General features: G+C 61.2%; 31 protein-coding genes and 1 pseudogene. 19 read left to right on the top strand and 13 right to left on the bottom strand.

The features are described 5' to 3' along the window. Window positions 1–3 precede the first annotated feature (3 nt). Complete coding sequence (locus tag ACWTV1_RS00360) at window positions 4–1,194, top strand: RimK family alpha-L-glutamate ligase (protein ID WP_100389151.1); 1,191 nt, start codon at window positions 4–6, stop codon at window positions 1,192–1,194. A 79-nt stretch (window positions 1,195–1,273) separates the two neighbouring features. Then, on the top strand, window positions 1,274–2,128 hold the full coding sequence (locus ACWTV1_RS00365; RefSeq protein ID WP_498503684.1) for a M23 family metallopeptidase: 855 nt from the start codon (window positions 1,274–1,276) through the stop codon (window positions 2,126–2,128). Window positions 2,129–2,135: 7 nt separating this feature from the next. Here the strand turns inward: ACWTV1_RS00365 and ACWTV1_RS00370 are convergent, their stop codons facing one another. From ACWTV1_RS00370 to ACWTV1_RS00390, 5 genes are all read right to left on the bottom strand, one after another. After that, window positions 2,136–3,080, bottom strand: a complete 945-nt coding sequence (locus tag ACWTV1_RS00370) for an alpha/beta fold hydrolase (RefSeq protein ID WP_498503685.1) — start codon at window positions 3,078–3,080, stop codon at window positions 2,136–2,138. Window positions 3,081–3,148: 68 nt separating this feature from the next. Further along, window positions 3,149–3,511, bottom strand: coding sequence for a rhodanese-like domain-containing protein (locus tag ACWTV1_RS00375; protein WP_498503686.1), 363 nt, complete (start codon window positions 3,509–3,511; stop codon window positions 3,149–3,151). A gap of 2 nt (window positions 3,512–3,513) precedes the next feature. Next, a complete protein-coding gene (locus tag ACWTV1_RS00380; RefSeq protein ID WP_341620104.1) occupies window positions 3,514–3,699 on the bottom strand; it encodes a DUF8730 family Cys-rich protein in 186 nt (61 codons plus the stop codon). Between the two features lie 81 nt (window positions 3,700–3,780). Then, window positions 3,781–5,421, bottom strand: a complete 1,641-nt coding sequence (locus tag ACWTV1_RS00385; protein WP_498503687.1) for a serine hydrolase — start codon at window positions 5,419–5,421, stop codon at window positions 3,781–3,783. A 38-nt stretch (window positions 5,422–5,459) separates the two neighbouring features. Further along, the gene (locus ACWTV1_RS00390) at window positions 5,460–6,137 is read right to left on the bottom strand and encodes a DUF1294 domain-containing protein (RefSeq protein ID WP_498503688.1); all 678 of its coding nucleotides are present in this window, start codon (window positions 6,135–6,137) and stop codon (window positions 5,460–5,462) included. A 172-nt stretch (window positions 6,138–6,309) separates the two neighbouring features. On the opposite strand from ACWTV1_RS00390, the gene ACWTV1_RS00395 reads away from it, so the two are divergent. Further along, on the top strand, window positions 6,310–6,924 hold the full coding sequence (locus tag ACWTV1_RS00395) for a hypothetical protein (protein WP_498503689.1): 615 nt from the start codon (window positions 6,310–6,312) through the stop codon (window positions 6,922–6,924). Here the strand turns inward: ACWTV1_RS00395 and ACWTV1_RS00400 are convergent. Further along, the gene (locus ACWTV1_RS00400) at window positions 6,833–8,077 is read right to left on the bottom strand and encodes a cation:proton antiporter (protein WP_498503690.1); all 1,245 of its coding nucleotides are present in this window, start codon (window positions 8,075–8,077) and stop codon (window positions 6,833–6,835) included. The genes ACWTV1_RS00395 and ACWTV1_RS00400 overlap by 92 nt on opposite strands. After that, on the bottom strand, window positions 8,070–8,906 hold the full coding sequence (locus ACWTV1_RS00405) for an alpha/beta hydrolase (RefSeq protein ID WP_498503691.1): 837 nt from the start codon (window positions 8,904–8,906) through the stop codon (window positions 8,070–8,072). The genes ACWTV1_RS00400 and ACWTV1_RS00405 overlap by 8 nt, the downstream gene beginning before the upstream one ends. A 111-nt stretch (window positions 8,907–9,017) precedes the next feature. Here ACWTV1_RS00405 and ACWTV1_RS00410 point away from each other — a divergent pair, with 111 nt between their 5' ends. Next, the gene (locus tag ACWTV1_RS00410) at window positions 9,018–10,067 is read left to right on the top strand and encodes an MsnO8 family LLM class oxidoreductase (protein ID WP_498503692.1); all 1,050 of its coding nucleotides are present in this window, start codon (window positions 9,018–9,020) and stop codon (window positions 10,065–10,067) included. 17 nt (window positions 10,068–10,084) lie between these two features. Here the strand turns inward: ACWTV1_RS00410 and ACWTV1_RS00415 are convergent, their stop codons facing one another. Further along, window positions 10,085–11,119, bottom strand: coding sequence for an NYN domain-containing protein (locus ACWTV1_RS00415; protein WP_498503693.1), 1,035 nt, complete (start codon window positions 11,117–11,119; stop codon window positions 10,085–10,087). 187 nt (window positions 11,120–11,306) lie between these two features. Between ACWTV1_RS00415 and ACWTV1_RS00420 the strand changes: the two genes are divergently transcribed. Further along, complete coding sequence (locus ACWTV1_RS00420; protein WP_498503694.1) at window positions 11,307–11,891, top strand: hypothetical protein; 585 nt, start codon at window positions 11,307–11,309, stop codon at window positions 11,889–11,891. Window positions 11,892–11,913: 22 nt separating this feature from the next. On the opposite strand, the gene ACWTV1_RS00425 is transcribed toward ACWTV1_RS00420, so the two are convergent. Then, window positions 11,914–12,507 carry a flavin reductase family protein gene (locus tag ACWTV1_RS00425; protein WP_498503695.1) on the bottom strand — a complete coding sequence of 198 codons (594 nt, stop codon included), beginning with the start codon at window positions 12,505–12,507 and terminating at the stop codon, window positions 11,914–11,916. A gap of 144 nt (window positions 12,508–12,651) precedes the next feature. On the opposite strand from ACWTV1_RS00425, the gene ACWTV1_RS00430 reads away from it, so the two are divergent. Further along, a complete protein-coding gene (locus ACWTV1_RS00430; RefSeq protein WP_341620084.1) occupies window positions 12,652–14,034 on the top strand; it encodes an LLM class flavin-dependent oxidoreductase in 1,383 nt (460 codons plus the stop codon). Between the two features lie 5 nt (window positions 14,035–14,039). Here the strand turns inward: ACWTV1_RS00430 and ACWTV1_RS00435 are convergent, their stop codons facing one another. Together ACWTV1_RS00435 and ACWTV1_RS00440 are read right to left on the bottom strand one after the other, a co-directional pair. Continuing rightward, window positions 14,040–14,504 carry a GNAT family N-acetyltransferase gene (locus ACWTV1_RS00435; protein ID WP_189621871.1) on the bottom strand — a complete coding sequence of 155 codons (465 nt, stop codon included), beginning with the start codon at window positions 14,502–14,504 and terminating at the stop codon, window positions 14,040–14,042. A gap of 175 nt (window positions 14,505–14,679) precedes the next feature. Next, window positions 14,680–15,036 carry a sulfur reduction protein DsrE gene (locus ACWTV1_RS00440; RefSeq protein WP_498503696.1) on the bottom strand — a complete coding sequence of 119 codons (357 nt, stop codon included), beginning with the start codon at window positions 15,034–15,036 and terminating at the stop codon, window positions 14,680–14,682. 82 nt (window positions 15,037–15,118) lie between these two features. On the opposite strand from ACWTV1_RS00440, the gene ACWTV1_RS00445 reads away from it, so the two are divergent. The 9 genes and pseudogenes from ACWTV1_RS00445 to ACWTV1_RS00485 all read left to right on the top strand — a co-directional run bounded on the left by ACWTV1_RS00445 (window position 15,119) and on the right by ACWTV1_RS00485 (window position 20,938). Further along, window positions 15,119–15,679 (top strand): TetR/AcrR family transcriptional regulator, encoded by a 561-nt coding sequence (locus tag ACWTV1_RS00445; RefSeq protein WP_498503697.1) that lies wholly within the window; start codon window positions 15,119–15,121, stop codon window positions 15,677–15,679. 53 nt (window positions 15,680–15,732) lie between these two features. Further along, complete coding sequence (locus ACWTV1_RS00450) at window positions 15,733–16,842, top strand: Rv2578c family radical SAM protein (protein WP_498503698.1); 1,110 nt, start codon at window positions 15,733–15,735, stop codon at window positions 16,840–16,842. A gap of 133 nt (window positions 16,843–16,975) precedes the next feature. Then, a complete protein-coding gene (locus ACWTV1_RS00455; RefSeq protein WP_498503699.1) occupies window positions 16,976–17,242 on the top strand; it encodes a DUF7218 family protein in 267 nt (88 codons plus the stop codon). Between the two features lie 102 nt (window positions 17,243–17,344). After that, window positions 17,345–18,130 carry a thioesterase family protein gene (locus ACWTV1_RS00460; protein WP_498503700.1) on the top strand — a complete coding sequence of 262 codons (786 nt, stop codon included), beginning with the start codon at window positions 17,345–17,347 and terminating at the stop codon, window positions 18,128–18,130. 65 nt (window positions 18,131–18,195) lie between these two features. Next, window positions 18,196–18,528, top strand: coding sequence for an ArsR/SmtB family transcription factor (locus ACWTV1_RS00465; protein ID WP_486175177.1), 333 nt, complete (start codon window positions 18,196–18,198; stop codon window positions 18,526–18,528). Between the two features lie 31 nt (window positions 18,529–18,559). After that, window positions 18,560–19,060 carry an SRPBCC family protein gene (locus tag ACWTV1_RS00470; protein WP_498503701.1) on the top strand — a complete coding sequence of 167 codons (501 nt, stop codon included), beginning with the start codon at window positions 18,560–18,562 and terminating at the stop codon, window positions 19,058–19,060. Window positions 19,061–19,108: 48 nt separating this feature from the next. After that, window positions 19,109–19,282, top strand: a pseudogene (locus ACWTV1_RS00475) (DUF4287 domain-containing protein); the annotation flags it as partial. Window positions 19,283–19,304: 22 nt separating this feature from the next. Beyond that, complete coding sequence (locus ACWTV1_RS00480) at window positions 19,305–20,057, top strand: DsbA family protein (RefSeq protein ID WP_229820211.1); 753 nt, start codon at window positions 19,305–19,307, stop codon at window positions 20,055–20,057. Window positions 20,058–20,059: 2 nt separating this feature from the next. Beyond that, window positions 20,060–20,938 carry a cytochrome c biogenesis CcdA family protein gene (locus ACWTV1_RS00485; RefSeq protein ID WP_498503702.1) on the top strand — a complete coding sequence of 293 codons (879 nt, stop codon included), beginning with the start codon at window positions 20,060–20,062 and terminating at the stop codon, window positions 20,936–20,938. A gap of 17 nt (window positions 20,939–20,955) precedes the next feature. Here the strand turns inward: ACWTV1_RS00485 and ACWTV1_RS00490 are convergent, their stop codons facing one another. Beyond that, window positions 20,956–21,354, bottom strand: a complete 399-nt coding sequence (locus ACWTV1_RS00490; protein WP_498503703.1) for an RNA-binding S4 domain-containing protein — start codon at window positions 21,352–21,354, stop codon at window positions 20,956–20,958. Beyond that, window positions 21,354–21,797: a hypothetical protein gene (locus tag ACWTV1_RS00495; protein WP_100389110.1), complete on the bottom strand. Its 444-nt coding sequence runs from the start codon at window positions 21,795–21,797 to the stop codon at window positions 21,354–21,356. Before ACWTV1_RS00495 ends, ACWTV1_RS00490 begins: the two co-directional genes overlap by 1 nt. Window positions 21,798–21,880: 83 nt before the next feature. Between ACWTV1_RS00495 and ACWTV1_RS00500 the strand changes: the two genes are divergently transcribed. The 4 genes from ACWTV1_RS00500 to ACWTV1_RS00515 all read left to right on the top strand — a co-directional run bounded on the left by ACWTV1_RS00500 (window position 21,881) and on the right by ACWTV1_RS00515 (window position 24,491). Further along, entirely contained in the window at window positions 21,881–22,465 is a 585-nt protein-coding gene (locus ACWTV1_RS00500; RefSeq protein WP_498503704.1) for a CDP-alcohol phosphatidyltransferase family protein, read from the top strand. 44 nt (window positions 22,466–22,509) lie between these two features. Then, on the top strand, window positions 22,510–23,019 hold the full coding sequence (locus tag ACWTV1_RS00505; protein WP_498503705.1) for an FHA domain-containing protein: 510 nt from the start codon (window positions 22,510–22,512) through the stop codon (window positions 23,017–23,019). Beyond that, entirely contained in the window at window positions 23,019–23,717 is a 699-nt protein-coding gene (gene ftsR, locus ACWTV1_RS00510; RefSeq protein ID WP_100389107.1) for a transcriptional regulator FtsR, read from the top strand. Before ACWTV1_RS00505 ends, ftsR begins: the two co-directional genes overlap by 1 nt. Window positions 23,718–23,942: 225 nt before the next feature. After that, complete coding sequence (locus ACWTV1_RS00515) at window positions 23,943–24,491, top strand: MerR family transcriptional regulator (protein WP_100389106.1); 549 nt, start codon at window positions 23,943–23,945, stop codon at window positions 24,489–24,491. The last annotated feature ends 38 nt before the right edge of the window (window positions 24,492–24,529 follow it).

Here is a 24,529-nt window from a genome sequence, read left to right on the forward strand (position 1 = left end):
CCCATGAAACTCGCTATCCTCTCCCGTGCGCCGCATGCATATTCCACGCAGCGACTTCGTGCGGCTGCCGAGCAGCGAGGCCACACGGTCAAAGTGCTCAACACTTTGCGGTTCGCGATTGATCTCACGGGTGACGAACCTGATCTGCAATACCGCGGCAAACTGCTCTCGGACTACGACGCCATCCTGCCCCGCATCGGCAACTCGATCACTTACTTCGGTACGGCTGTTGTTCGCCAGTTCGAGCAAATGGATGTCTACACGCCCAACACCTCGAGTGGCATCACGAACTCGCGCGACAAGTTGCGTGCCACCCAGATTCTTTCTCGCCACGACATCGCTATGCCGGCGACCACCTTTGTGCACAACCGGGCGGATGTCGAGATGGCCATCGAGCGCGTCGGCGGTGCACCCGTCGTGATCAAGCTGCTCGAGGGCACGCAGGGGATTGGCGTAATCCTTGCTCCGGACACCCAGGTCGCCAAGGCGATCATCGAGACTCTGCACTCAACGAAGCAGAACGTGCTGATTCAGAGCTTCATCTCCGAAAGCAAGGGCCGCGACATCCGTGCCCTCGTGGTGGGTGACCGTGTAGTTGCTGCCATGCGTCGGGTCGCGGTGGGGGACGAGTTCCGCTCGAACGTGCACCGTGGTGGCAATGTTGAAGCCGTTGAGCTTTCGCCCGAATACCACCGCGCCGCGGTGAAGGCCGCCCAGATCATGGGCTTGCGTGTTGCCGGCGTCGACATGCTTGAGGGTAAAGATGGCCCCCTCGTGATGGAGGTCAACTCGTCGCCCGGTCTCGAAGGCATCGAGCGAGCCACCGAGTTGGATGTCGCGGGCGCGATAATTGACTACATCGCTAACCAAGTGGCGTTCCCCGAGATCGATGTTCGCCAGCGCCTCAGCGTTTCGACGGGGTACGGCGTTGCCGAGATCGTCGTCGGTAGCGACGCGGACTTCGTGGGCAAGCAGCTGGGCGAATCCGGTTTGGGAGAGAAGGACATCACGGTGCTCACTCTGCACCGTGGCTCCAACGTGGTGCCCAACCCTCGCCGCAGCACCGTTCTCGAAGCGAACGACCGCCTGCTGTGCTTTGGCAAGCTCGAAGAAATGCGGGCCATGATTCCGGCTCGTCGTCGCCGCCGGGCGAAGGTGCGCAAGCTGCCTCCCGAGCCGATCGTCGAAGACTAGACGTGGCAGAGATCGACGATCTTCCGGTATCTGAATTCGCGTTCCCCGGGGCGCTTCGTGACACCCTCGTGGCCGCAGCATGAGGCGCGTGATCGCGGGCGTCTATCGTGCTCGCGTAGTGATCATGTACGTCTCGGTTATGACCATTTTCGTGGGAACCGTCGGCGCTCAAGTCATTCCGATAGCCCTCGTAAAAACCGTGCTCACGCTGCTGCCATTGGTAGGAATCGTGGGAATGCTGCTGGTGCTCGCTGTGCTGGTTCCGGGGCTCAAGCTCGTGCCTAATCGTGAGCCCCTGACCGTGGCGGCTCCCGTAACGGGGCGATGGTCTGCGCTGAATAGCCCCGCGACGCGGGTGCCCAGCCACGGCGTTCGGGCCTATGGCCAAACCTACGCAGTCGACCTCGTTTTCGATCCGAAGGAACGTGCCCGACCCGCCTTCGACACGGGAATGGCACTGCGGTATCCGAATGAGTACCCGGCTTTCGGCGAGCCCGTTCGCGCAATGATCGACGGCGTCGTCGTTCGCGCTAGTGACTCGCAGCGCGATCATCGCGCTCGGTCCTCAGTGCTTGGGTACATCTACATGCTGATGGAAGGCACGATTCGAGAGATCGGCGGCCCCCGCCTCATCATCGGCAACCACATCACCATTCGCGGTGAGGATGGTGTGTTCGCGCTTATCGCGCACGTGAAGCAGCACTCCGCGCTCGTCAAGGTCGGCGACGCTGTGGTGGCAGGTCAGCCCATCGCCGCGTGCGGAAACTCGGGCAACTCCAGTGAACCGCACGTTCATGCGCAGCTGATGGATCGGGCATCCGCTTGGACAGGCCACGGACTGCCGATGCTTTTCGCTGACATCACTATCAACGATGAATCAGAGACGCGCGATGCGATGCCCGCAGACAACGAGCACATCACCGCGCTGGTCTAGCCGCTCATCAGGCGGCGAGGCGAGTTCCGTCGGTCGTCGAGTGCGGTGCCTCGAACGACTCGATGTGTGCGAAGTGTCCAGCATTCGAGGCAACTTGCTGCGACGCGTGCGGGAGGACCGACGCGAACCAGACATCATCCGCGGAACTCACGAATACGTCGCGATCACCGCGCACAAGAGTAACGGGGCACAGGATGCTCGCCCACTGCGTTTCGTCGTACCGCGCCGCGGCCACCGCCGCGCGAACGAACGCGGTGGGTCGAACCTCTGACGCCAGCGAATCGATCACTGAGCTATCGAGCGTGCCGCGGTGTGCGAACAGGGGAGAGCTCAGCGGGCCAAGCAGTCGAAGGCGGTGAAGCGTTCGAACGAGCGCAATGCCTGCTGCCCCAAGCGCGCTCAGAAAGCGCATCGCTCCGAGCATCCCTCCCAGCAACGGTAAGACGCCGAAGTGGCGAATTGGATGACGCAGCACTGAGAGTGCGCCGGGCCCCGTTGCTGAGATGGCGGTCACGCTCACGGTGCGCTCCGGCTGCCTGGCGGCAATGGTGAGCGCGAGGTGTCCGCCGAGCGAGTGGCCGAAAATGCTCCACTTTGCGTAGCCGAGCGTTCTGGCTACGTGGGCTACGGCATCCGCGAGGTGTTCGACTGTTGCGCTGGCAGCAATGCTGCCACTCTCGCCCCAGCCCGGTAAGTCGAGGGCGACCACGTTTGTCAGCGGCCGACCGGTCGCGTGCGATGCACGAATAAGGGGGAGCCAGGTCGTCCAGGATCCCGCTGCGCCGTGCAGAAGGATGGTTGCGGAGTCCGACAGCGCGGCGGCGTTCGGATCAACATGCGCGACGACATCACCGAGAGCTGTCGGCACCACAACACGCGTCATGCCCGCGGTGGCGCGGTCGAACCGATTCTCGGCGTTGTACTGCGTGCTCGTGGCGGGTGTCGTGTTCACCTCAGTGGTTCGGAACCGACGCAGCAATGGATGGGATGAATGCGCGGCACCGAATTCGTGGCGGTGCGCTAATGCACAACCTCGATCTGAGTGGATGCTGCTGCCTCACCGATGGAGCCGAGGTCGATTACGTTTTCGAAGCCGGCATCTTCCATCATCGCAACAGCTTGCCCGGAGCGGTTGCCCGACTTGCAGTAGACGGCGTACTCGGCCTCGGGGTCGAGGGTGGGGAGTGCGGCGGCGAAGTCTCCACCATTGAGGTCGAGAAGCGTGGCGCCGTCAAGATGACCGGCGTCGTATTCGGCCGGGGTGCGAACGTCGATGAGGATCGTGTCAGCGCTGAGCTCGACTGTTTCACTGGAGGTCGAGCATCCAGCGATCGAGGTCACGAGAAAGACAGCGGCGGCGATGGCGAGGAGTGAGCGCTTCATCTTCAACGCCCGAATAGGCGGGCGAAGAAGCCACCCTGGCTCGCTTTGGCGGCGGCGATGTCTGCCTGCGAGTGCTTTCCATTGCACCACTGTGACGCGGGAACGCTGCTTTTCACCGACTGAATGTGGTCACCACATCCGGCCCACGTAGTTTTGTTGCACACGGTGCAGGTCACGGCTCGACACATAAATGGTCCTTTGATCGCGGATTAGCGGGATACCCTAGGGGGTATGTCAAAACTATACCCCATGGGGTATCTGATCGCACGCTAGCGGCGCCACGTTCCGAGGCCCCGCGCGTCGAAGAACTCGAGAGTTACCCCGGCAACCGCTCCGCCGGAGCGTTCAAAGGTTGCCGATGAGAGGGAACCCGGCGGCGCATTTTCACCGGTGGGAACGAAGGTGAAGGTGTCGGAATCCCACGGTTGGAGCACAAGCAGATAGCCGCCACGGGGGCCAAGCGCTGCCTGCAGGGCACCATCCACTTCGGTCACGACGAGGTCGCCAAAGTAGCTGTTGCGGTAGGTGCCCGCATAGTCGCTGAGGTAGACGGATGCTCCCGCGGTGCCGGGAGCAGTAGTGTCAACGAGATCGCCCGCCGGCGCGCTGAGGCCGGAGAGGGCACCGCGGTAGTCGCCAATCCACTCTCGAGTGATCTCCCCGTACTGCACCAGATCGAGGAACTGTGCGTTAAGCGCTTCGGCAGTGCCGATCGGGCCAGCGTTGGTCAGCGTCACAATTCCAAGATCGAGACTCGGTACGAGTTGGTAGTTGGTTCCAGCGCCCAGAACGAAACCGCCCGAGTGGCTCACCGTCGTGCGACCGTTCGCCTGGCTCCCCACATTGAAGCCGAAGCCATAACTTCCGCTGCGCTGGTCGGGGGCGGAAGCCCGCGCGCTAATGCTTTGCGCTGTGATGGCAGGCGTCAGCGATTCGGGGGTGACGAACTGTTGGCCGGCGTATTCCCCGCCGGAGAGCACCATCGTCATCCACTTCGATAGGTCTCCAACGGTCGATGAGACGCCGCCGGCGGGGGACTGCGGGTCGGGGTTTCGCTCGAAGAGCGGTTGAAACTCGCCGTCAACGAGCGTGTGCAGCGTTGCTCGGTTGGGCTGCGTTACAAACTCCGCATAGCTAGAACTCGAGGATGACATGTCGAGCGGTTCGTAGACGAGCTCCCGCACGGCGTCTTCCCACCGGAGGTCGAGCGCCGCCGCTGTGGCCTCGGCTCCCACCGTGATGCCGTAATTGGAGTAGTGGTAGCTACTGCGAAAGTCGTCGAGTGGTTGGTAACGCAGGTGATCCAGGATGTAATCGCGCTCGTAGCCCACATCTTCGAGGTCGTCGCCGGCGCCGGTGGCGAGCCCCGTTCGGTGGCTGAAGTAGTCCGCAATGGTGGCGTTCTCGGTGACGTACGACTCCGCCAGAGAGAAGTCGGGCAGCAGCGTGCGCACCGGGGTGTCCCACTCCACAGCGCCTTGCGTGATAGCGCGAGCCACGACTGTGGCAGAGAGCGACTTTGAAACCGAGGCGATCTGAAAGACGGTGTCGGCATCCACTCGGTCGCTCGTGCCGACTTCGCGAAGCCCGAACCCCTCAGCAAAGATCATGTCGCCGTTGTGCACGACGCCGATTGCCATGCCCGGTGTGCCCGACTCATCCATCGCCGCCTCGGCCAACTCAGGAAGTTGCTCAACCGCAGCAGCAACTGCGCGTGCAACTTCTACGTCACTGCTGCCCGCGCTGAGCGCGATTACGTCAGAGGCAGGCGAGTCGCCCGTAACGACCTCAATGCCATTGGATGCCGCTGCCGTGCATCCCGAGACCGCAACGGAAACAGCAAGCAGTGCTACGATCGCGGGCGCTGTGCGAGAGCGGCGGACAGTGTGGAACTTGGTCGAAGTCTCCATGCAACCACCCTAGAACCTGGGCGGCGAACCCGGCAGGGCTAGAGAGCAGTTGCCTCGAGAATGAGGCGAATGAGCTCCACAACCGGTTCCCGCAAAGCGGTAGTCAGAATGGCGAAGACCAGTATGTTGAGCACGACGGTGCCCCAGAATGCCTGGCGGAACATCTGCTTCTGTGTTTTGTGGCGCAGCCGTTGCTGGGCCAAGATCGCTCCGGGCCAGCCGCCGAAGAGCCCGAGGCCGAGAAGGGCACCCTCTGACACTCGCCACTGTCGTGTCTGCGCAGCCTTCTTATCGCTCGCGTACGAGCCGTAAGTAATGATGCTCATCACCAGATACAGCGCGGCGAAGATCCACGGTAGGGCACCAATCGCCGTCACGATGCTGATGGCGATGACGAAGGTTGCCAAGACTACGTAGCTCATGGTGCCGGGTCTGCGTCGCTTCACACGAAGCGGGCGGCCCGAGGCTGAAAGATAGCGGATGTTGCGCGCGCGAACTTTGCCTTCTCGCGTGCGTTCGATGACAAAACTGACCCGCTCGCCGGGCACCGGCCGCATCTCGCGCGGCGGAAATGCTGAGATGTGCGCGAAAACGCGTTCGCTCTGGCCGCCAGCAGCCTCAGAGCCAGCGGCGTCGTCAACATCGATGAATCCGAAGCCGCGTTCGTCGTTCCATGAAGCTAGCGCGCCCTCGCGACGTGTACTTCCGAAACCCATGTACTGAGGGTAACCTGCCGAGCTTCGTGCTCCTGCGTTACAGGGCCCAATTGGGGTACTAGCACCCGCACGTTTTTGTGCTTATGATTACCGAGACATCGTGGTGATGCCTAGCAATCGTGTCCATTCGGGAGTTCTTCCCTGGACCGTCAGAAAGATCAGATCAAACGGGATGAACATCACCGACTTCGCTGTTAACGCGCTTGGATTTGTGGGCACTGGTTTCTCTTTTCTCATGTGGATGCCGCAGGCCCGCATCACCTGGCAGAGCCGTAACGATGCGGTTCGACTTGCCGGAATCTCGGAGACCACGCAGTGGCTCTTGGTCATGGGCTACACCGTGTGGGGTGCCTATGGCGTTCTGAGCGCGTCGATGTGGGTCGCGGCTCCGAGCGTGATCGCGATTCCTCTTGCTGCGGCAACGATCGTCGTGATTCGTCGTGGCCGTCGACTGCCGGATGAGGGGCGTTCGTTCCCGATTTTCTCGAGCACGGATGCCGATCCGCTCGTCACGATCGGCGACGGGTTGGTGGCGCTCACTGAGTCGATCCCGATCATTTCGATGCACCACGAGACTGCCGCCGAGGCAGCGGACGGTGCGCACACACCGTCGGATGTGTTGGGTGAGCCTTTACCCCAGTCGGCCGGTTATGCGGCCACGGGCACGATCCCGATTCTGGCGGAGTTAGCGCCGACTACGCTTCTTCGGCAATGTGCGGTTCGTGAGGCAGATCGTCGGCGTGCTGCTTCAGCTCGGCAGCATCGCTGCGCAGAGCCATCGCGATAACCGGGTAGATCAGCACCGAAAGCAGGCCGGCGCCGACGAGGGCGGCAGCGATCCCTGAGCTGATGTAGTCACTATCGACGCCGATCGCGGTTACGGCCACGATGATGGGCAATCCGGTTGCCCCGAGAAGGCCGAGGGCGGCGCGTTCGCGCTTGCTGGAACCCTTCGGGGCGGCGAACATCGAGGGTACGCCGCGCACGATGAGCAGGAGCACCAGAAAGATGGGCACGAGTGCGGCCACACTCCAGTCGGAGGTGAGTGCACTGAGTTCGAAGGACACTCCCGTGTTGATGTAGAAGATGGGCACGAGGAATCCGAAGGCGATCGCATCCAGCTTGGAGTCGACCATCGCCCGGTCGCGCTCGGGAGCTTGGCGCATCATGATCTGCCACAGCAGTCCGGCGACGAAAGCGCCGAGCAGCATGTCGAGGTCAAGAACGATGCTCAACACCACGAGCGCTGCAACGATAAAGATGACTAGGCGGATCGCGAACTGGCCTGAAGTGTGCAGCGTTGCGGTGACGAGGCGGTGGAGCGAGTTGTGCTCGATGCGGGCTGCAAGGAACAGCAGCGTCATCGCGATCAGGATGAAGATGCCCAGCACGACTGTGGAGGCGCCGAGAGAGCTCGCCCCGAGGAAGATCGAGATAGCGATCAGCGGGCCGAACTCACCGACAGCGCCGAGGGCGATTGCGGAGCCGCCAAAGCGAGTGGGGAGTTCACCAGCATCACGCAAGATCGGCATAATCGCGCCGAGCGCAGTTGAGCAGAGAGCGATGCCGATGACGACAGCGCCGAGGCCGGGTTCGATAAGAAAGCCAATCGCAACGCCGGCCAGCAAGCCCACGAGCCAGCCGAGGGATGCTCGCCGCCCGTTACGGCCGCGAATGGCGCTCAGCCGAATCTCGTTTCCGGCCATAAAGAACAGCATCGCCAAACCGAAGTCCGAAAGCTGCTCGACGAATGCGGATTCACCGACCCAGCCCAGAACGCTCGGCCCGATCAGGATGCCGAGGATGAGCTCGAAGACGACGATTGAAATGCGCACGACGGGGGAGAGTGCCCGCGCGAGCAGCGGCGCCAGGACAGCCAGAATGGGGATCAATACGAGACCCCAGTTCGCCGCTCCCATAGCTTCGTCGGTGTTAGCCATTGCGCACGAAACTGTTGATCTCGGCGGCGATCACATCGCGCACAACAGAGGTGTTGAGGGTGGCTTCACCGTCTCCGGCCTGAACCCCGTAGTCGCCGAAGCTCGCGTGATTGGCACCGTCAATCGGAAAGAACGTGGTCGACGTCGGCAATAGGTGCGCGGCATTCATGATTTTCTCCGGAGTGCTCAGGAGATCGTTACTGCCGCTGAGACTGAGAACACGAGTGTCGACCTCCGAGAGATCGTTGGCGCAATAGCTGCCGAAGAGTACGAGGCCGTTCACGTCGGGCTGTTCCGCGTATTGGCAGGCGCGCACGCCGCCGAGCGAGTGGCCGCCAACGAACCAGGAATCGACATCCGGCACAGCGCTCGTGAACGTGTCGAGCGAGCGTTGATCGAAGAACGCAAGATTCAGGATGGGTTTGGTCACGACCACGGTGAGGCCAGATTCGGCGACCGCCCCCGACAGCTTGTAGAGGTAGGCATCCGCGCTCACTTTGGCGCCCGGGATGAAGAGCAAGCCTTCGCCGGTGGCGTCCCCGGTGGGGGTGAGGATGAACGAGTTCGAGTTCTCGGTGATGTGCACGGCGGGGTTGGAGCGCACGCTCTCGAGCGCGTCCGGCTCGGCCTGCATCACACCGACGTTGGCCCAGACGAGCATTCCAACGACTGCAAGAACGATAACGGCAGCGAATGAAATAACGACGTTGCGGACTATGCGGCGGGTGCGAGAGCGTGATGCCGCGGGAGCGGAAGCAGTTGCCTCGGTCGCCTCGCTCGACTCGGTGGGGTCGTTTGCGGCGGAGGACGACGGTTCGGCAGCGGGCATTGCCCCAGTCTATTGAGTGCGAAGGTCCCACCGCGCGGGTGGGCCAGTGCGCGGCGACGGGATGCGGCGCTTTCAGGAATATCCACGACTCAGGGGCGTTGAATAGCAGTGATGACTACACCACTTCGCCTTTCCGTTCTCGATCTCATTCCCGTTCGCAGCAACCAGACTTCTGCTGACGCCCTTACAGCGACCGCTGCGCTCGCTCAGCGCGCTGATGATCTGGGTTTTTCGCGCTACTGGGTGGCCGAGCATCACAACATGAAGGCTGTCGCGTCGACGAACCCGGCCGTTCTGATTGGTATTTTGGCGGCGCAGACCAAGAACATTCGCCTCGGTTCTGGGGGAGTGATGCTGCCCAACCACGCGCCTCTCGTGGTGGCTGAGCAGTTCGCGATCCTCGAGGCTGCATTCCCCGGCCGCATCGACCTGGGCATCGGTCGCGCTCCCGGCAGCGACCCCGTGATCACCTCGTATTTGCGGATGACGGGCACGACCAGCGATGTCGATGCGTTCCCGCGCAACGTGGCCGACATCCGCAGCCTCATGAACCCCGAGGGCGCCACGCTTCAACTGCAGCAGGGCCGCACTTACGAACTCAGGGCGACGCCGAATGCGGCCTCCGTCGCTGACCTCTGGTTGTTGGGCTCGAGTGACTACTCGGCACGCTTGGCCGCATCGCAGGGCATGCCTTATGTTTTCGCTCACCACTTCTCGGGCGAAGGAACCGCCCGCATTCTGGGGCTCTACCGCGACAACTTTGTGCCGTCAGAGCAGCTGAAGGCGCCCAAAACCTTCCTGACGCTCAATGTGGCCGTCGCTGAAACAGCGGCAGATGCTCGTGCCGCAGCCCTGCCCCAATTGCAACAGATGGCTCGCTTGCTCAGCGGTATGCCGCTGGGGCCGCTGGCCACGATCGAAGAAGCAGCGGCTACCGAGCTCGCTGCGCCCCAGCAGCAGATGGTGGATGACATGGCCGAGCGCTGGGTCATCGACGAGCCAGTTGCTGCAGCAAACCGCATTCGCTCGCTCGCAACCCGCTTTGGTGTTGACGAAGTCATGGTCGTGCCCGGTCTCTCGGCACACACCGAGGACGCCGCGAACACGTCACCCCTGCGCGTGCGCGCACTCGAGCTGCTGGCCGAACAGTTGCTCGCCTAGGGCCGTTTTCGGTAGCGCTACTTCGGGAGTGTTGCGGTGGCTCGAAGGCGCAGCTGTCGAACGCCTTCGAGCTCGCGCATCTCAACGCTTGATTGGTGTGACGTGATGAAGTCGCTGAACTTTTCGAATTTCAAAGCGGCTTCATCAAACGACGGATCGATTCTGAGCATCTGACTCTTCACGGCAGAACCGTTGAGCCAGTCGGAGTCCTCTTTTTGTTGCACGAGTCGCATTGCACGTACAAGTAGTTTGAATGGCCGCATACTGCCAGTTGGCGTTTCAGAGGCGTCTGTTTTCGCCTTGGGAGGGGCCGCGGGCGCTTTCGTTGTGGGCTTCGCTTTCTTCGCAGCATCTGTAGACGTAGCTGTTCCGGATGTAGCGTGTAAGGCGGCATTGGTGCTCTGGACCAACGGACCTTGCGGGGCATTCTTCTTCGGCGTTGTGCCGGCGATACCCACGGATTTTTGAGGTTGTGGAGGAGTGACGAACTCGACTCCACGAAGCGAATCGTAGTCCGCAAATTTGTCGCAGGACGAAGTCAGCGCCTGACTAGTTCCGCCGGCGACACCTATCCCCACCACGAAACGGCCGAGTGTTTTAGCGCGTTGCGCCAGCGCTACGTAGTCTGAGTCTCCTGCGACGATCACGACATGTGTCAGATCGGGAAGCCGAAACAAATCCTCCATCACGTCTACTGCGAGCCGGATGTCGGCTCCATTCTTCATTTGTGCCGTCAAAGGAAAAAGCTGTACTAGCTCGACCGCTCGGTTAACGAGCTGCTTGTTATACCCCGAATTTACGGGCACTGACCAGTCGGCGTAGGCGCGACTGAGAGCGACTGTACCGAAGGACGACGCGTAGTCGACGATCGCTTCAACATCCACGTTCGCTTCCACGAGTTTCGCAGTAACTGTGGACGACATTTCTTGACCGGGACTGTGCGTTCGTACCTTGTCTTTTTGAAATTGCTGATGTCCGTGAACTTGGTTGTAGCGCGAGATCACGATGTTGTCGAAGTCGATGTAGACGGCCACACGGCCTTCGCTGGGCATAGCCAATGGGGCTCCTCGGGAAAAGTTTCTCTCAGTCTTCTCGTGAGACTCTCTCAACACAATCCCCGCATTCGGGGCATTCGTTAGAACATCACATCTCGACTAGTTCACAGAGCCTGCACGAGCAGAGCGGGCATCAGAATCGTCAGTACGATGGGAGATCACACTGTGAGAGTGGAGATCGCACATGACGTATAGCGCTATTCGAGTTCGAGAGACTCCCGGAGAGCCAGGCTCTGGCCGCACTGGTGTCGCGGTGATTGTGTTCGGCACTGCGGTGGCGGGCTGGGTCTCATTCGGTCGTCATCTCTTTGGCCTCGGCGGCGGTCTCACCGTCATTTACGCGGCGACGCTCGGTGTCGTTTTTGCGATTCTGTTGGTGCTTGTCGGCCTTGCGATGCGCCGCAGCGACCTGCGCGGCTTCACTACACGCCCCATCACGCACGCGATGCTGATCTCCTCTGGCCTTTCCGCCTTCTTGTTGGGGCTCACCATTCCCGATAACACCCCGGAAGGGTTGCAAACGATCGTGAGCGGGCCGAACGAGCCAGCCCTGGGGATCGCCATCGGAATCGCGAACCCCTTGGGGGTCGTGGGCATTGCGACCGGCATCATTGCGCTGGTGCTCGCAGTCAAGGAATCCCGCGGTCGCATCACGCTCGTCGAGAGCTGGGATGACGACGAAGCTGCCGGGTTGACGCCCGCTTCCGAGTCGACGCAAGATTCTGACTCAGCTCACACCGCCGCAACTTCCGCAAGCCCGAGTTTGTAGCTAGCGGCGCCAGAACCTGTAGTTAGCGGTGCCCGAGCTGCGACTGAGAGCTCAGCTCGTGCCAGCCGCGGTCGTGGTAAACCAGCGGTGGGCCAGCATCCGTCTCGGTTCTTACATGAGACTCCTGCGCGAGAACCAGAATCAACGACGCTGACGCCGTGTCGAGTTGATCAATGCGCTGGCCAACGATGCGCACGGGGGCGCTCGGAAAGTACGGCTCTCCGCTCGGTAGGCGCGACCACAGTGAACGGTCGGCGAAGCGGTCGACGCCACTGGTCGCGCACAGTTGGGCAATCGGCAATTGTTCGCTGCCGAGAAAGTGCACGACGTAGGAGTTCGCATTTCGAATCCCCGTCGCGGTGGATGCCTGATGTCCAATCGAGAACGCAAATAGCGGGGGATCCGCGCTCACCGACACGATCGACGTGACCGTAAGAGCGACAGGGCCGAGAGCAGAGTCGGCTGTCACCACCGCCACTCCACCCGGATACCGGCGAAACGCGGTCGCGAACTCGGCCGCGCTCAGCCCGGTGGCAGGCAGGGCATCCTCATCGGCGCGCTGAGTGTCAGGGGTGCGCTCGGTAGAACGGGGAGCGGTGGGGGTTGTCGTGTGCATTCGTCCATCCAATGGTTCGAGGGATGCGGACTAGCGTGCACTCCCGCGCGGCACGAAGCGAGAATATGTCGATATGTGTCCAACTATTGCGTCTTTGTTTCGTTGCCAGATGCGCAATGTCGGCTCCGGGCGCACGATGAGGGCATGCCTAGACAAATCCGTTTCAATGCCTTTGATATGAACTGCGTCGCTCACCAATCTTCAGGAATGTGGCGCCACCCCGATGACCAATCGTGGCGCTACAAAGATCTCGACTACTGGACCGAGCTTGCTCAGCTGCTCGAAAAAGGAACCTTCGACGGCATCTTTATTGCGGATGTCCTTGGCACCTACGACGTCTACGCCGGCTCGAACGAGGCCGCGATTCGCCACGGTGCTCAGGTTCCCGTGAATGATCCGCTGCTGCTCGTGTCGGCGATGGCGCATGTCACCGAGAACTTGGGGTTCGGCATTACGGCGGGAACCGCGTACGAGCATCCGTATCCCTTCGCCCGACGGATGTCGACGCTTGACCACCTCACGAAGGGCCGCATCGGCTGGAACGTCGTGACGGGGTACTTGCCATCGGCGGCACGCAACATGGGGAACGACGATCAGCTCGAGCACGACGACCGCTACGACCATGCCGACGAGTATCTCGAGGTGCTCTACAAGTTGTGGGAGGGCTCGTGGGAAGATGATGCGGTGATCCGCGACCGAGAATCGGGCGTCTTCACCGACCCCAGCAAGGTTCACGACATCGAACACAGCGGCAAGCACTTCTCGGTGCCCGGCATCCATCTGGCGGAGCCTTCGGTGCAGCGCACGCCGGTGATCTATCAAGCCGGGGCCTCGCCACGAGGGATCCAGTTTGCCGCCGGTAACGCCGAGGCAATCTTTGTTGCGGCCTCGACCAAAGCGGGGCTCACGGAGACAGTAAGTCGAATCCGGGATGCTCTCGAAGAAGCAGGCCGCGACCGCTACTCAGCTCGCATCTACACTCTGCTGACGATCATTACCGATGAGACCTCCGAAAAGGCCCACGCCAAATATGCCGACTATCTGAGCTACGCGAGCGAGGAAGGCGCACTCGTCTTTATGTCGGGATGGATGGGAATCGACCTCTCGCAGTACGACCTCGACGAGCCGATCGGCAATGTAAAGAGCAACGCCATCCAGTCGACGGTGGCGAATTTTCAGAAGGCGAACAGCGACGGCAGCGAATGGAAAGTGCGAGATATTGCACGCCTGGGAGCCATTGGGGGCCTTGGCCCATTCATCATCGGCTCAGGCGAGGAGATTGCGGATGAGCTGGAGTCGTGGGTGGCGGAGACCGACGTCGACGGGTTCAATCTTGCCTACGCGATCACGCCGGGCACCTTCGAAGACGTGGTCGAGCATGTCATCCCGGTGCTGCGGGCTCGTGGTTCATACCCCGAAGAGTATGTAGAGGGAACGTTGCGCCAGAAGTTGCATGGCCGGGGCGATCGCTTGCCTGCTGAACACGCTGGCGCGAGCTATCGGCGCCAACCAGTTTCAGCGCCCTGACTGGCCTAGAGCTCGACCGAGTACTTGAAACCGATGTGTGAGGCTTCGAAGCCCAGCTTGGTGTAGAAGCGGTGCGCGTCGGTGCGTGCCTCGTCTGATGTCAGTTGGATGAGTGATGCACCGAGCGTGGGCGCTGCGGTGTCGATAACCCAGCGCATCATCGCGCCGCCGATTCCGCTCGAACGCTGGCTCGCGGCAACGCGCACGGCTTCGACCTGGAGGCGATGCGAGCCCCGACGCGCCATCCCGGGAATGGCAGTGAGCTGCATTGTTGCGACGACATCGCCCGACGGTGCGACGACAACGAGCAGCGCGTTTGCGGGAGTCGTGGCGATCGCGTGAAAGGCTTTTTCGTAGGCCGGGCGGTCTTCGGGGCGAGCAGTATCTCCACGCAGCGCGCTGACGGGGTCGTCGGCGAGCAGTTGCAGGATGGTGTCGATGTCTCCGAGTTCGGAGTAGCGAAGAGTCATTTCGCCGTCGCGGGTCTGCAGGGTGGTGGGAACTGTCACTTTAGAGAACACTCCTACGACGTTAGCAGCGCTGGCGCGGTGTCTCGGTCGCAGCCGCCGTGTTGGAGAAAGTGCACGGCCCGAGCGCTCACCGTGGTGAGGGCCCGGGCCGTTGCCGTTCTCGGGGGAGAAGCTGCTAGAAGTTCATGATCTGGTAGCCGTCGACAACGAGCTTGCGAACGCTGGCTTCGCCGCCGTTGTCGGAGAGCAGCGGGAAGCCGCCGTCACGGATGGGTTCGAAGACCTTGTGCGACCTGGCGCAGAATTCGCAGGCACCGATGATCGTGTCGCCGAGGGCCGAGATGAGGCCGTTCATCGGGTGGCCAGCATCAGCGATCTTGGCGAGGGTCCCTACGCCCGAGCCGTCGAACATGACGATGACGTCGTCGCCGGCGGCCTTGAACTCGAGGGCGGTCTTGAGGCCACGGTAGACGCGAGCGTTGTTGCTCTCGAGGGTTTCGAGGATGACTACGGCAATCTTGAGATCTGACATGAATAACTCCTTGTGTCGGCCATCCAGCGTTTCTAGACGGATCCGTCTAGAGAATATAGACGGGTTCGTCTAGAATTGCAATATGGCTCCAGAAACCCCGCAGATCCGCGTCACCTCGCGCATGAAACTCCTCGCCACCGCGGCAGATCTCTTCTACGCGCACGGAATCAATGCCACGGGAATCGACACTGTGATCGCTCAGGCTGGGGTGGCAAAGGGCAGCATGTATCACCACTTTCCGAGCAAGGAAGCGCTGATCGCGGCGTACTTGGATGAGGAGGCCGACGCATGGCTCGATCGAGTGACTGAGCTCGATGACGCGGATGCCCCGCCAGCAGTCCGCATCGAGCGACTGTTCTTGGCAGTGGCTGACCAAGTCGATGGCGGCACTTTCTACGGTTGCCCTTTCACGAACGCCGCGATCGAATGCCCCGATATGCCGGATGTGCAGGCCGCGATCGCCCGCTATCGGCGCGTGCTTCGGGCGCACGCGAAAGAGATCGTCGGTGCGGATGTGACTGATGCGCTCGTGTCGCGTCTCATCGTTCTCTATGACGGTGCCCTCACGACGGCAAAGCTCACTCGAGACTCCGCCCAGGTGCGAGAGATTGCCCAGTTCGCTCACGAGGTCGCAGCAGCCTAACGCCACTCGCGCGTCGGCTTGCGGTCTATTCGAACATATGTTCGAATAGCATCATGCGATGGAGTGGGCAGCAAGTGAGCAACGAGGCACCTGATGCTCTGCCCGGGCTCGCGAAGCTCAACAATCTTGTACGAACGGTGCGAACCCCCGAGTTCGACGGCGTCACCTTCTACGAAGTTCTCGCCAAGAGCGCGCTCAATAGGGTGCCGACTGCCAGTGATATGCCATTCGGTTGGACGATTAACCCCATGCGCGGATGCCTTCACCAGTGCACCTATTGTTTCGCTCGCCCCACGCACGAATTCCTCGATCTCGATGCGGGCAAAGACTTCGACACTCAGATCATCGTCAAGGTCAATGTGGCTGAGGTGCTCGCAAAGGAACTCAGTAAACCCAGCTGGGGGAGGAGCCCTGTGGCGTTGGGCACCAATACTGACCCTTACCAGCGTGCTGAGGGTCGCTATCGGCTCATGCCGGGCATCATCGCTGCGTTGGCTGGTTCCGGCACGCCGCTATCCATCCTCACTAAGGGAACGTTGCTGCGCCGAGATCTGCCGCTCTTGGTGGAGGCGAGTGAGCATGTACCGGTAGATCTTGGCATGTCGATTGCTATCTACGACGATGACCTTCAGCAGTCGGTTGAGCCAGGCACCCCGACTGCCAAGGCGCGGTTGGCCACGGTAACCGCGGCACGCAATGCTGGTCTTGATTGTGCTGTGTTCCTGATGCCGATTCTCCCGTTTTTGACGGATACCCGGGATCATCTCGAGCGAGCCGTGGAGCAGGTCAAAGCCGCTGGCGGTACATCGATCACGTATTCGGCTCTGCATCTCAAGCCGGGAACTAAAGAGTGGTACTTCGAGTGGCTGGAGGGTGCGCATCCGGAGCTCGTGGGTAAGTATCGTTCGATGTACTCGGCGGGAAATTACGCGCCCAAGGACTACCGCAAGTGGCTTGCTGCTAAATTGCAGCCGATTATTCGGCGTCATGGGTTACAGCGCACCGCTCTCGATCCTGCCACCGGAATCGTCGGCTCTCGGGCCCAGCCGCGGGTCCATGCCGGGGTGCGCTCACGTTCGGGTTCGGTTGCACCTTCGTTGATCGCGGAGGAGATGCCGCCGCAATTGGCAGCGCGAGCAATGCCTCAACCGATGCTGTTCTAACGCTTTTCTGAACGCTTCCTCCGTGGCTCCTTGAGGGTTCCAGACAGTTCGTCGCAACGGTCACACCTCTGCCTAGGCTGGTGGCGGCGCCATATACGTAGCGTCACGGCCGACCAGATTGAGGAGTTCGCTCATGCCCTCTCGCAAGAATTCAAGCCTCAAAGATCCCGAGCTCTACGAAGAGCTTCGTGAGGACGGCGCGTCGAAAGAGAAAGCCGCGCGCATCTCGAACGCGGCAGCGAATCAGGGCCGCTCCGAGATCGGCCGACGGGGTGGGGAGTCGGGCTCGTACGACGACTGGACGGTGAAAGAGCTCAGACAGCGCGCCAAGGAGCTAGACCTTCACGGCTATTCCTCGTTGACTAAGAGCGAGCTCATCGACAAGCTTCGTGCGCACTAGCGCTCACATCTCGTGCGCTGGTGTGTATGGAGTTGTGAGAGCACGCAGCATCCTCAGTCTGAACCCTTGGGGCGGGTGGTCACTGCTGATTAGGCTGGGGCGGTGACTTCAACCCCCTCCTCGTATTACCTCAGGCACAGCGACACTCGCTTCGAATCGACCATTCACGCTCAGGGCGCCTGGAATCCGCACGAGCAGCACATGGCTCCCGTTGCCGGCATTCTGGCGCATGCTTTGGAGGGCTTCGAGGCACGGCCAGAGCTACGCATTGCGCGCATCAGCTACGAAATTTTGGGACTAATCCCGGATGGCGAGTTCGACATCCATGTCTCGATGTTGCGACCGGGCCGCACGATCGAGCTTGTTCAGGCGGAGTTGAGCGCCGGCGGCCGTGTCGCTGTACGCGCGACGGCCTGGCGTTTGCACACTTCGGACACTGCGGAGATTGCGGGCATCGTTGACGAACGCATGCTCGGCCCAGAGAGCGCGGGCGCGCCCGTCAACCTGACGCAGTGGCCTGGTGGCTACATCCGCTCTATCGAGGCACGAGCGCTACCTGAGCACGAAGCAGGCCGCGGGCGAGTCTGGCTGCGCACTCCTGTTCCGCTGCTCGCCTCCGAGCCCATCTCTGACTTCGTGCGGCTCATGGGCCTCGTCGATACGAGCAACGGTATTGCGACGCGGGTGAAGCCGGGGGAGGGTGGCTATGCCTTCCCCAATGTTGACCTTCAAATCCACCTTTATCGCGTTCCGGTTGGCGAGTGGCTCGGTCTCGAGAATGCGGTGAGTTTTGGCACCGACGGTGTTGGTCTTACCTCAACGGTGCTGCATGACAGCCAGGGGCCATTTGGGCGAGCGGAACAAATCCTCACGCTGCGAAAACTTTAGGAGACGGAACGCTCTGCCCGTGTGGCTCTTGCGCGTTCACGCCCACGTCAGTAATCTACAACCAAATGGTTGTAGATGAACTGTCCGACTCTCAAGTCGACGCGATGTTTCGAGCGCTGGCGGATGCCACGCGCCGTGACATCGTCACGCGCGTTTTCAGCGAGGGAGTTTCTGTCTCGCAGCTCGCGCGCAAGTACGAGATGAGTTTCGCGGCGGTGCAGAAACACGTGGCGATCCTGCACACCGCAGGATTGGTGACGAAAGAGCGCCACGGGCGCGAGCAAATCGTTCGCGGCAATCTTCAGACCATTCAGCGAGCCCAAGAGTTGCTCGCTCGTGTAGAGAACGTCTGGACGCAGCGAGTGCTGCGCATGGAAGCCGTGCTCAACGAAGAGTAACGACGATGATCCACCACCATGGGAGACCCTAATGAACATCTCGACACACACCGACGCCGCCGCACTCTCGATGACCACGACGGCGGAGTTCACCGCGTCGGCCGAGCGAGCGTGGCAGCTCGTCAGCGACCCCCGGCAACTGGAGCGCTGGTGGGGCCCACCCGAGTGGCCCGCTACCTTCGTGCGTTTCGAGTTCGAGCCAGAGGGACGCGCGCACTATTACATGCAAGGGCCGGATGGTGAACGTCTTCACGGCTGGTGGAGATTCGTCTCGATCTCGGCCCCGACGGAGTTGCTCATCGAAGATGGATTTGCGGATGATCAGGGTGAGCCCTCGGAGGATCTCGGGGTGACGACGGCCCGGTTGACGTTTGAACCCACCGCCGACGGAACCCGGCTCACAATCTTCTCGCAATTCGAGTCGCTTGAGCAGCTCGAAGAGATGATCGAAATGGGCATGGAAGAGGGCATGCGACTCGCTGTCGGCCAGATCGCCGCGATTCTGGGCGACGACGAGGAGACAGGCAGCTGACCGATGTCGTTCTAGGCATACCTCGACACCGTCTAAAAGAACACGGGCCTAACTCCGCGTGAGCTCGTCTCGATTGCTCGGAGTAAAGGCTGCGACGACGCGGTGAAAGCTGGCGAGATCCTCAGCTGGCTCGCGTTGGACAATGGTCTCGGTCAGGCTCCTGGGGTTCCAGTAGGTAGGGTGGATGGTGGCCCTCATCGGGCCACTGATGTGGGTACTTGAGTGCCCTGAGGAGATCGATAGCGTGAAATCCCCCCAGCCGTCTCGGGCAGCCCAGAATCGGCGCAAGGAATCCTCCAAGCGTGGCCTGTTCATCGTGGGAGGGCTCGTGGGGTTGGCGCTTCTCGCCGTCGCCTTCGTGGCCGGAGCCCAGTCAAATTCGGCGACGTCTCCCGGTCAAGCGGTCCCGTCGGCTTCTGCCGGCGAGGAGGCGCAGCCCGCAGTCGAACTAGCCCGACGGGTTGCCGATGACCCGACTGCGCTCGGAGCGGTCGACGCGCCTGTCGTGCTCGTGGAATACGCGGATTACCGTTGTCCTTTCTGCGGGGTGCTGTCGCGCGAAACTCTTCCGACGCTCATCAGCGAATATGTCGATTCAGGTCAGCTTCGCATCGAGTGGCGCGACAATCCCATCTTCGGCGAGACGTCTGTGCTGGCCGCGGTTGCTGCGCACGCGGCCGGTGAGCAGGGGCTGTTCTGGGAATACAACACGGCGGTCTACGCGTCGGCGCCCGAGACGGGGCACCTCGAGATCGATCGCGACAAGGTTCTCGATTACGCGCGTGACATCGGTGTGCCCGATATGGCGCAGTTCGAAGCAGACCTTGCGAACCCCGCACTGGTGCAGCGGGTGCAGATCAACGCGCAGGAGGCTCAACAAATCGGTGTAACGAGCGTCCCGTCTATCGTGATCAATGATGTCGCCATTGCCGGCGCCCAGCCGCTTCAGGTGTTCCAGGATGTCATCGACGAGCAGTTGAGACTGGCAGCCCAGTAACAGTGGATATTGGTTACGCCGGGGCCTTTATCGGCGGGCTTTTTGCTCTTTTGAGTCCGTGTTCGGTGATGCTGTTGCCGGCGTTCTTTGCTTACGCTTTTGGTTCTGCTTCGGCTCTATTTGCTCGGACGGCGCTATTCTTTGGCGGCCTCATCACGACGCTCATTCCTCTGGGAGTCTTTTCGGCAACGCTGGGCTCCCTCGTGAACGAAAACCGCGGCGCGCTGATTGTCGGGGCTGCCGTCCTCGTCATCGCCGCGGGTGCGGTTCAGCTGTTCGCCATTCCGGTTCCCGGCCTGACCAGAACGGAGAGTGCGGATGCTGCAACCGACCGCACCTCTGCCGTCTCGGTCTTCGCACTCGGCATGGTTTATGCCGTCGCTGGCGTCTGCGCGGGCCCGATCCTCGGCTCCGTACTCGCCGTCGCGGCGCTCGGCGGAAACGCGGTCTACGGCGCCATCATGCTCACGCTCTATGCGCTCGGGCTGACGGTGCCGTTGCTCGTTCTGGCTGCTGTTTGGAAGCGGCTCGGTGCGCGGGGGCGTCGCTGGCTGCGGCCACGGACGCTCACTATCCGTGGGTGGTCAAACTCGTGGACGATGATCGTGTCTGGCGCGCTGACTATCGGAATCGGCATCCTTTTGCTGGTGAGCGACGGCACCGCGTCATTGGGGGGAGTCATCCCTATCACCTTCCAGTACCGCGCTGAGTCGTGGGCGGCAACTACCGGGTCGAGCATCGATAACACCCTCTTCCTGGGCGCAGTAGTCGCACTCTCCGCGGCAGTCGCGGGTGTGGTCTGGCTCGTGTCGCGGCGCTCAGGTGCCCGGGCGCAAGCGCTCGACGAGGTTCCTGCCGAATCGCGCTCGCTCGAAGGCTGACGCGAGCCTAGACACAACTAGAGTTCGGGCATCCATTCTTCGTTGCCATCTCTGCCGCGCAGCTTGTCGATCTCCCGACGCTCGCGCTTGGTCGGACGCCCGGCACCGCGGTCGCGCAGGGGAGCGAAAGCCCGCTCCTCGCGAGAGGGCGGCGGGGGAGTCTCGTCGGTGTAGCTTTCGGCGGCGGTCACCGCCGACACTCTCTTCACGATGGTCTGCTTGACCACCAGGATGCGATCGAAGCCAGCGATACGAATGCGCACTTGGTCGCCGATGCGAACCGGTTGGGCAGCCTTGACGCTTGTGCCGCCGATTTTCACATGGCCAGCACGGCAGGCCGCTGTTGCTTGCGAGCGAGTTTTATAGACGCGCACTGCCCACAGCCAACTGTCGACGCGAACAGTTCCCGCGGCCATTAGACCGTTGCGAGTTCAGTTTTCCACTGAACGAGGCGCTGCACTGTGGCGCTGCCGTCTGCCGCGAGAGTGTTCATCGCGTCATCGGGCACATAGAAGTTGATGGCGAGAAAGCCGCGCACAACCTCGGAGGGGTCATCGACGAGCATCCGCAGCACATCGCACGGGGCGTGTTCGTTGCGGGCGACACAGGCGCGAACGCCAGCATCGCTGTCGCGAGCGAGAGCTTCAAATACGTCAACCGGGGTGTGGTGGCTGCTGGCAGCGCTCTCGCGAATTTTGGGATTGGGGTCGGCCGCGAGAAGACGCAGGCGTGCAATCTTGCTGTCAGTAACTTCGGGCGCGGGGTGGAGCGCGGCAGCTTCCTCGGCGCTAAGCATCGAGGGGGCCATTGCTCGCATCTGTGCCCGTTGGGCAGGAGTGTTGAACCGGATGCATGACATGGTCTCGAGGATACTCGTGAGCCCCTGCGAGATAGCGCTGCATTCTCGGCATTTTGGATGCGGATGCTCGCTAGACTCAGACTGTGGCCAGTAGTAGTTCACCCGAGATCAGCAATCGTGTGTGGACTGTGCCCAATATCTTGAGTTTTCTCAGGCTCGGGCTCGTCCCCGTTTTTCTCTATCTCATCATCACCGCGCAAGACGCTCTCGCGCTGCTCGTGTTGGTGTTTTCCAGTCTCAGCGACTACCTCGATGGCTTCATTGCTCGACGTTTTAACCAGATGACGCGATTGGGACAGTTGCTTGACCCCGCCGCCGATCGCCTGTTCATTTTTGCTGCTCTGATTGGTCTCGCTGCTCGCAACGTGATTCCGTGGTGGCTGTTCTTCGTGATCGTTGCGCGCGAGATCATGTTGGCGGTGCTGGGCATCATTTCTGCCAACTACGGTTTCGGGCCCCTTCCCGTTCACCATTTGGGCAAAGTGGCCACCGCGGCCCTGTTCTATGCGCTTCCCGTACTCATGCTGGGGCAGGCATTTCCTGCGATTGCGAGCGTCACCGATCCTCTGGGGTGGGCATTCGCGCTGTGGGGTGCGTTCTTGTATTGGTGGGCAGGTTTCATTTACGTTGCACAATCTGTCCGAATTTCTCGCCTTCCGAGGGTCTGAGGAGTGCTCCGATCCGATACGCTGGTTAGTCAGGGAGGTTTGCGATGGTTGAGTCAATGAATAGTGGTCACGGCGCCGACGTACAGTCGGCAAATGAGACGTCCGCGCAGCCTATTGTCGAGCGCATCGACACCACTGCTAGGTACAGTCATGAGTTTGCGGCGCAGGTGGCTGCGATGGCCGCCGATGTGTCGGCAGACGAGCAGTCTGCAATTTCTGCTTTGCCCTCAGGCTCAGCGCTGTTGATCGTTCGCCGAGGCCCCAATGTGGGTGCCCGCTTCCTGCTTGATGCCGACCTCACCACGGTGGGTCGTCATCCCGAGGCAGATATTTTTCTCGATGACGTCACGGTGTCGCGACGTCATGTTGAGTTCTTGCGTAATGGCACGTCGTTCGATGTCAAAGACCTTGGATCGCTCAACGGCACCTATCTCGGCGGAGACCGCATTGCGACGACCGCTGTGCTTCGGGACCAGGCTGAGGTTCAAATCGGCAAGTACAAGCTCACGTTCTACGCGTCGCGCCGCGATCTCACGCCGCCGGCTGGCAGTTAGTGGCTAGCGTCGCGCGCCAAGCGCGGTCAGCCCCGGCTCCCGCGCTGCTGAGTATTGGCCAAGTTCTTGCCAAGCTCAGTCCTGAGTTTCCCGATTTGACCCCGTCGAAGCTTCGCTTTCTCGAAGAGCGCAAGCTTGTTGCTCCGGCACGTACGGCATCCGGGTATCGCAAATTTTCTTCTGCAGACATGGAGCGTTTGCGCTTCGTGCTCACTATGCAGCGCGACCATTACCTTCCGCTCAAGGTCATTCGTGGCTACTTAGAAGAGATGGATGCGGGGCGTACCCCTGAGCTTCCTGGCGGTGCCGTTGCTGCTGCTTCCATGCTCTCGGCGGAGCGCAAGCTCACGCGCGATGAGCTGATCCGCGAGGCCGGCGCGAGCCCCATGCTTTTGGGTGACGCTATTTCGTCATCGCTCATCGTGGCCTCCGATGTTTTCGGTGAAGATTCTCTCGCCGTGCTCAAGTCTCTTGTGGAGCTTCAGCGCAGCGGCATTGAGCCACGACACCTTCGGGGCTTCCGTGCGGCCGCAGAGCGCGAGCTGGGCCTGATTGAGAGTGCTTTGATGCCGGTTGCTCGTCGCAAAGATGCGTCAAGCCGCGCACGTGCGGCTGAGATGGCGCGCGAAATCGCGGGCCAGTTAGAGATTGTTCGCAGCAGTCTTATTCGATCCGCCCTCAGCAGACTCGATTCGTAGTACGGTCGATCTGTTGACCGTTTTTCGGCTCCCGCCGACGACGGTTCAGTGAGGTTGGCCCAGTTTTATCCAACTGATTCCGACACGCCGCCGAGTTTTTGCGAATGTCGTTGATCGAGGCGGTGGGCGTGACTACCGTGGGGTAACACGAAACATTAAGCGTCAACTTCAACATGAAGGTTCGTTGTTTTCGTGCTGATCAATCAGAACTAAAGGGGCAAAGCCATGAGTGAAGTGAACCGTAGCGAAGAATCACGCTACGACCTTGGCCTCCTCTTCACCGACGGAATGCCTGACCTCGACGACACGTCGGGCTACCGCGGCGCTGTAGCTGCTCGCGCTGCGGGCATCAGCTATCGCCAACTCGATTACTGGGCTCGCACTCAGCTCGTAGAACCCACGGTTCGCGGTGCTGCCGGCTCAGGATCGCAGCGACTCTACGGCTTCCGCGACATTCTCGTGCTCAAGCTCGTCAAGCGACTGCTCGACACCGGAATCTCGCTGCAGCAGATTCGTATCGCGGTCAATCAACTGCGCGAATCCGGCATCCACGATCTTGCCCAGACCACGCTCATGAGCGATGGCGCTGGTGTGTACCTCTGCACGTCAAACGATGAGGTAATCGACCTCGTGAGCCGCGGCCAGGGTGTGTTCGGCATCGCCGTCGGCAAGGTTCTCCGCGAGGTGGAGACGAGCCTGATCGATCTCGACACCGTCAAGGGTGAAGACCCCATGGATGAGCTGGCGAAGCGCCGCGCATCCCGCGCCTCCTAAACGACGCTTCTTTCTCCCTGCGTTTCTCTCTGCGCGAG

This window comes from Salinibacterium sp. VpJ6 (genome assembly GCF_059767345.1).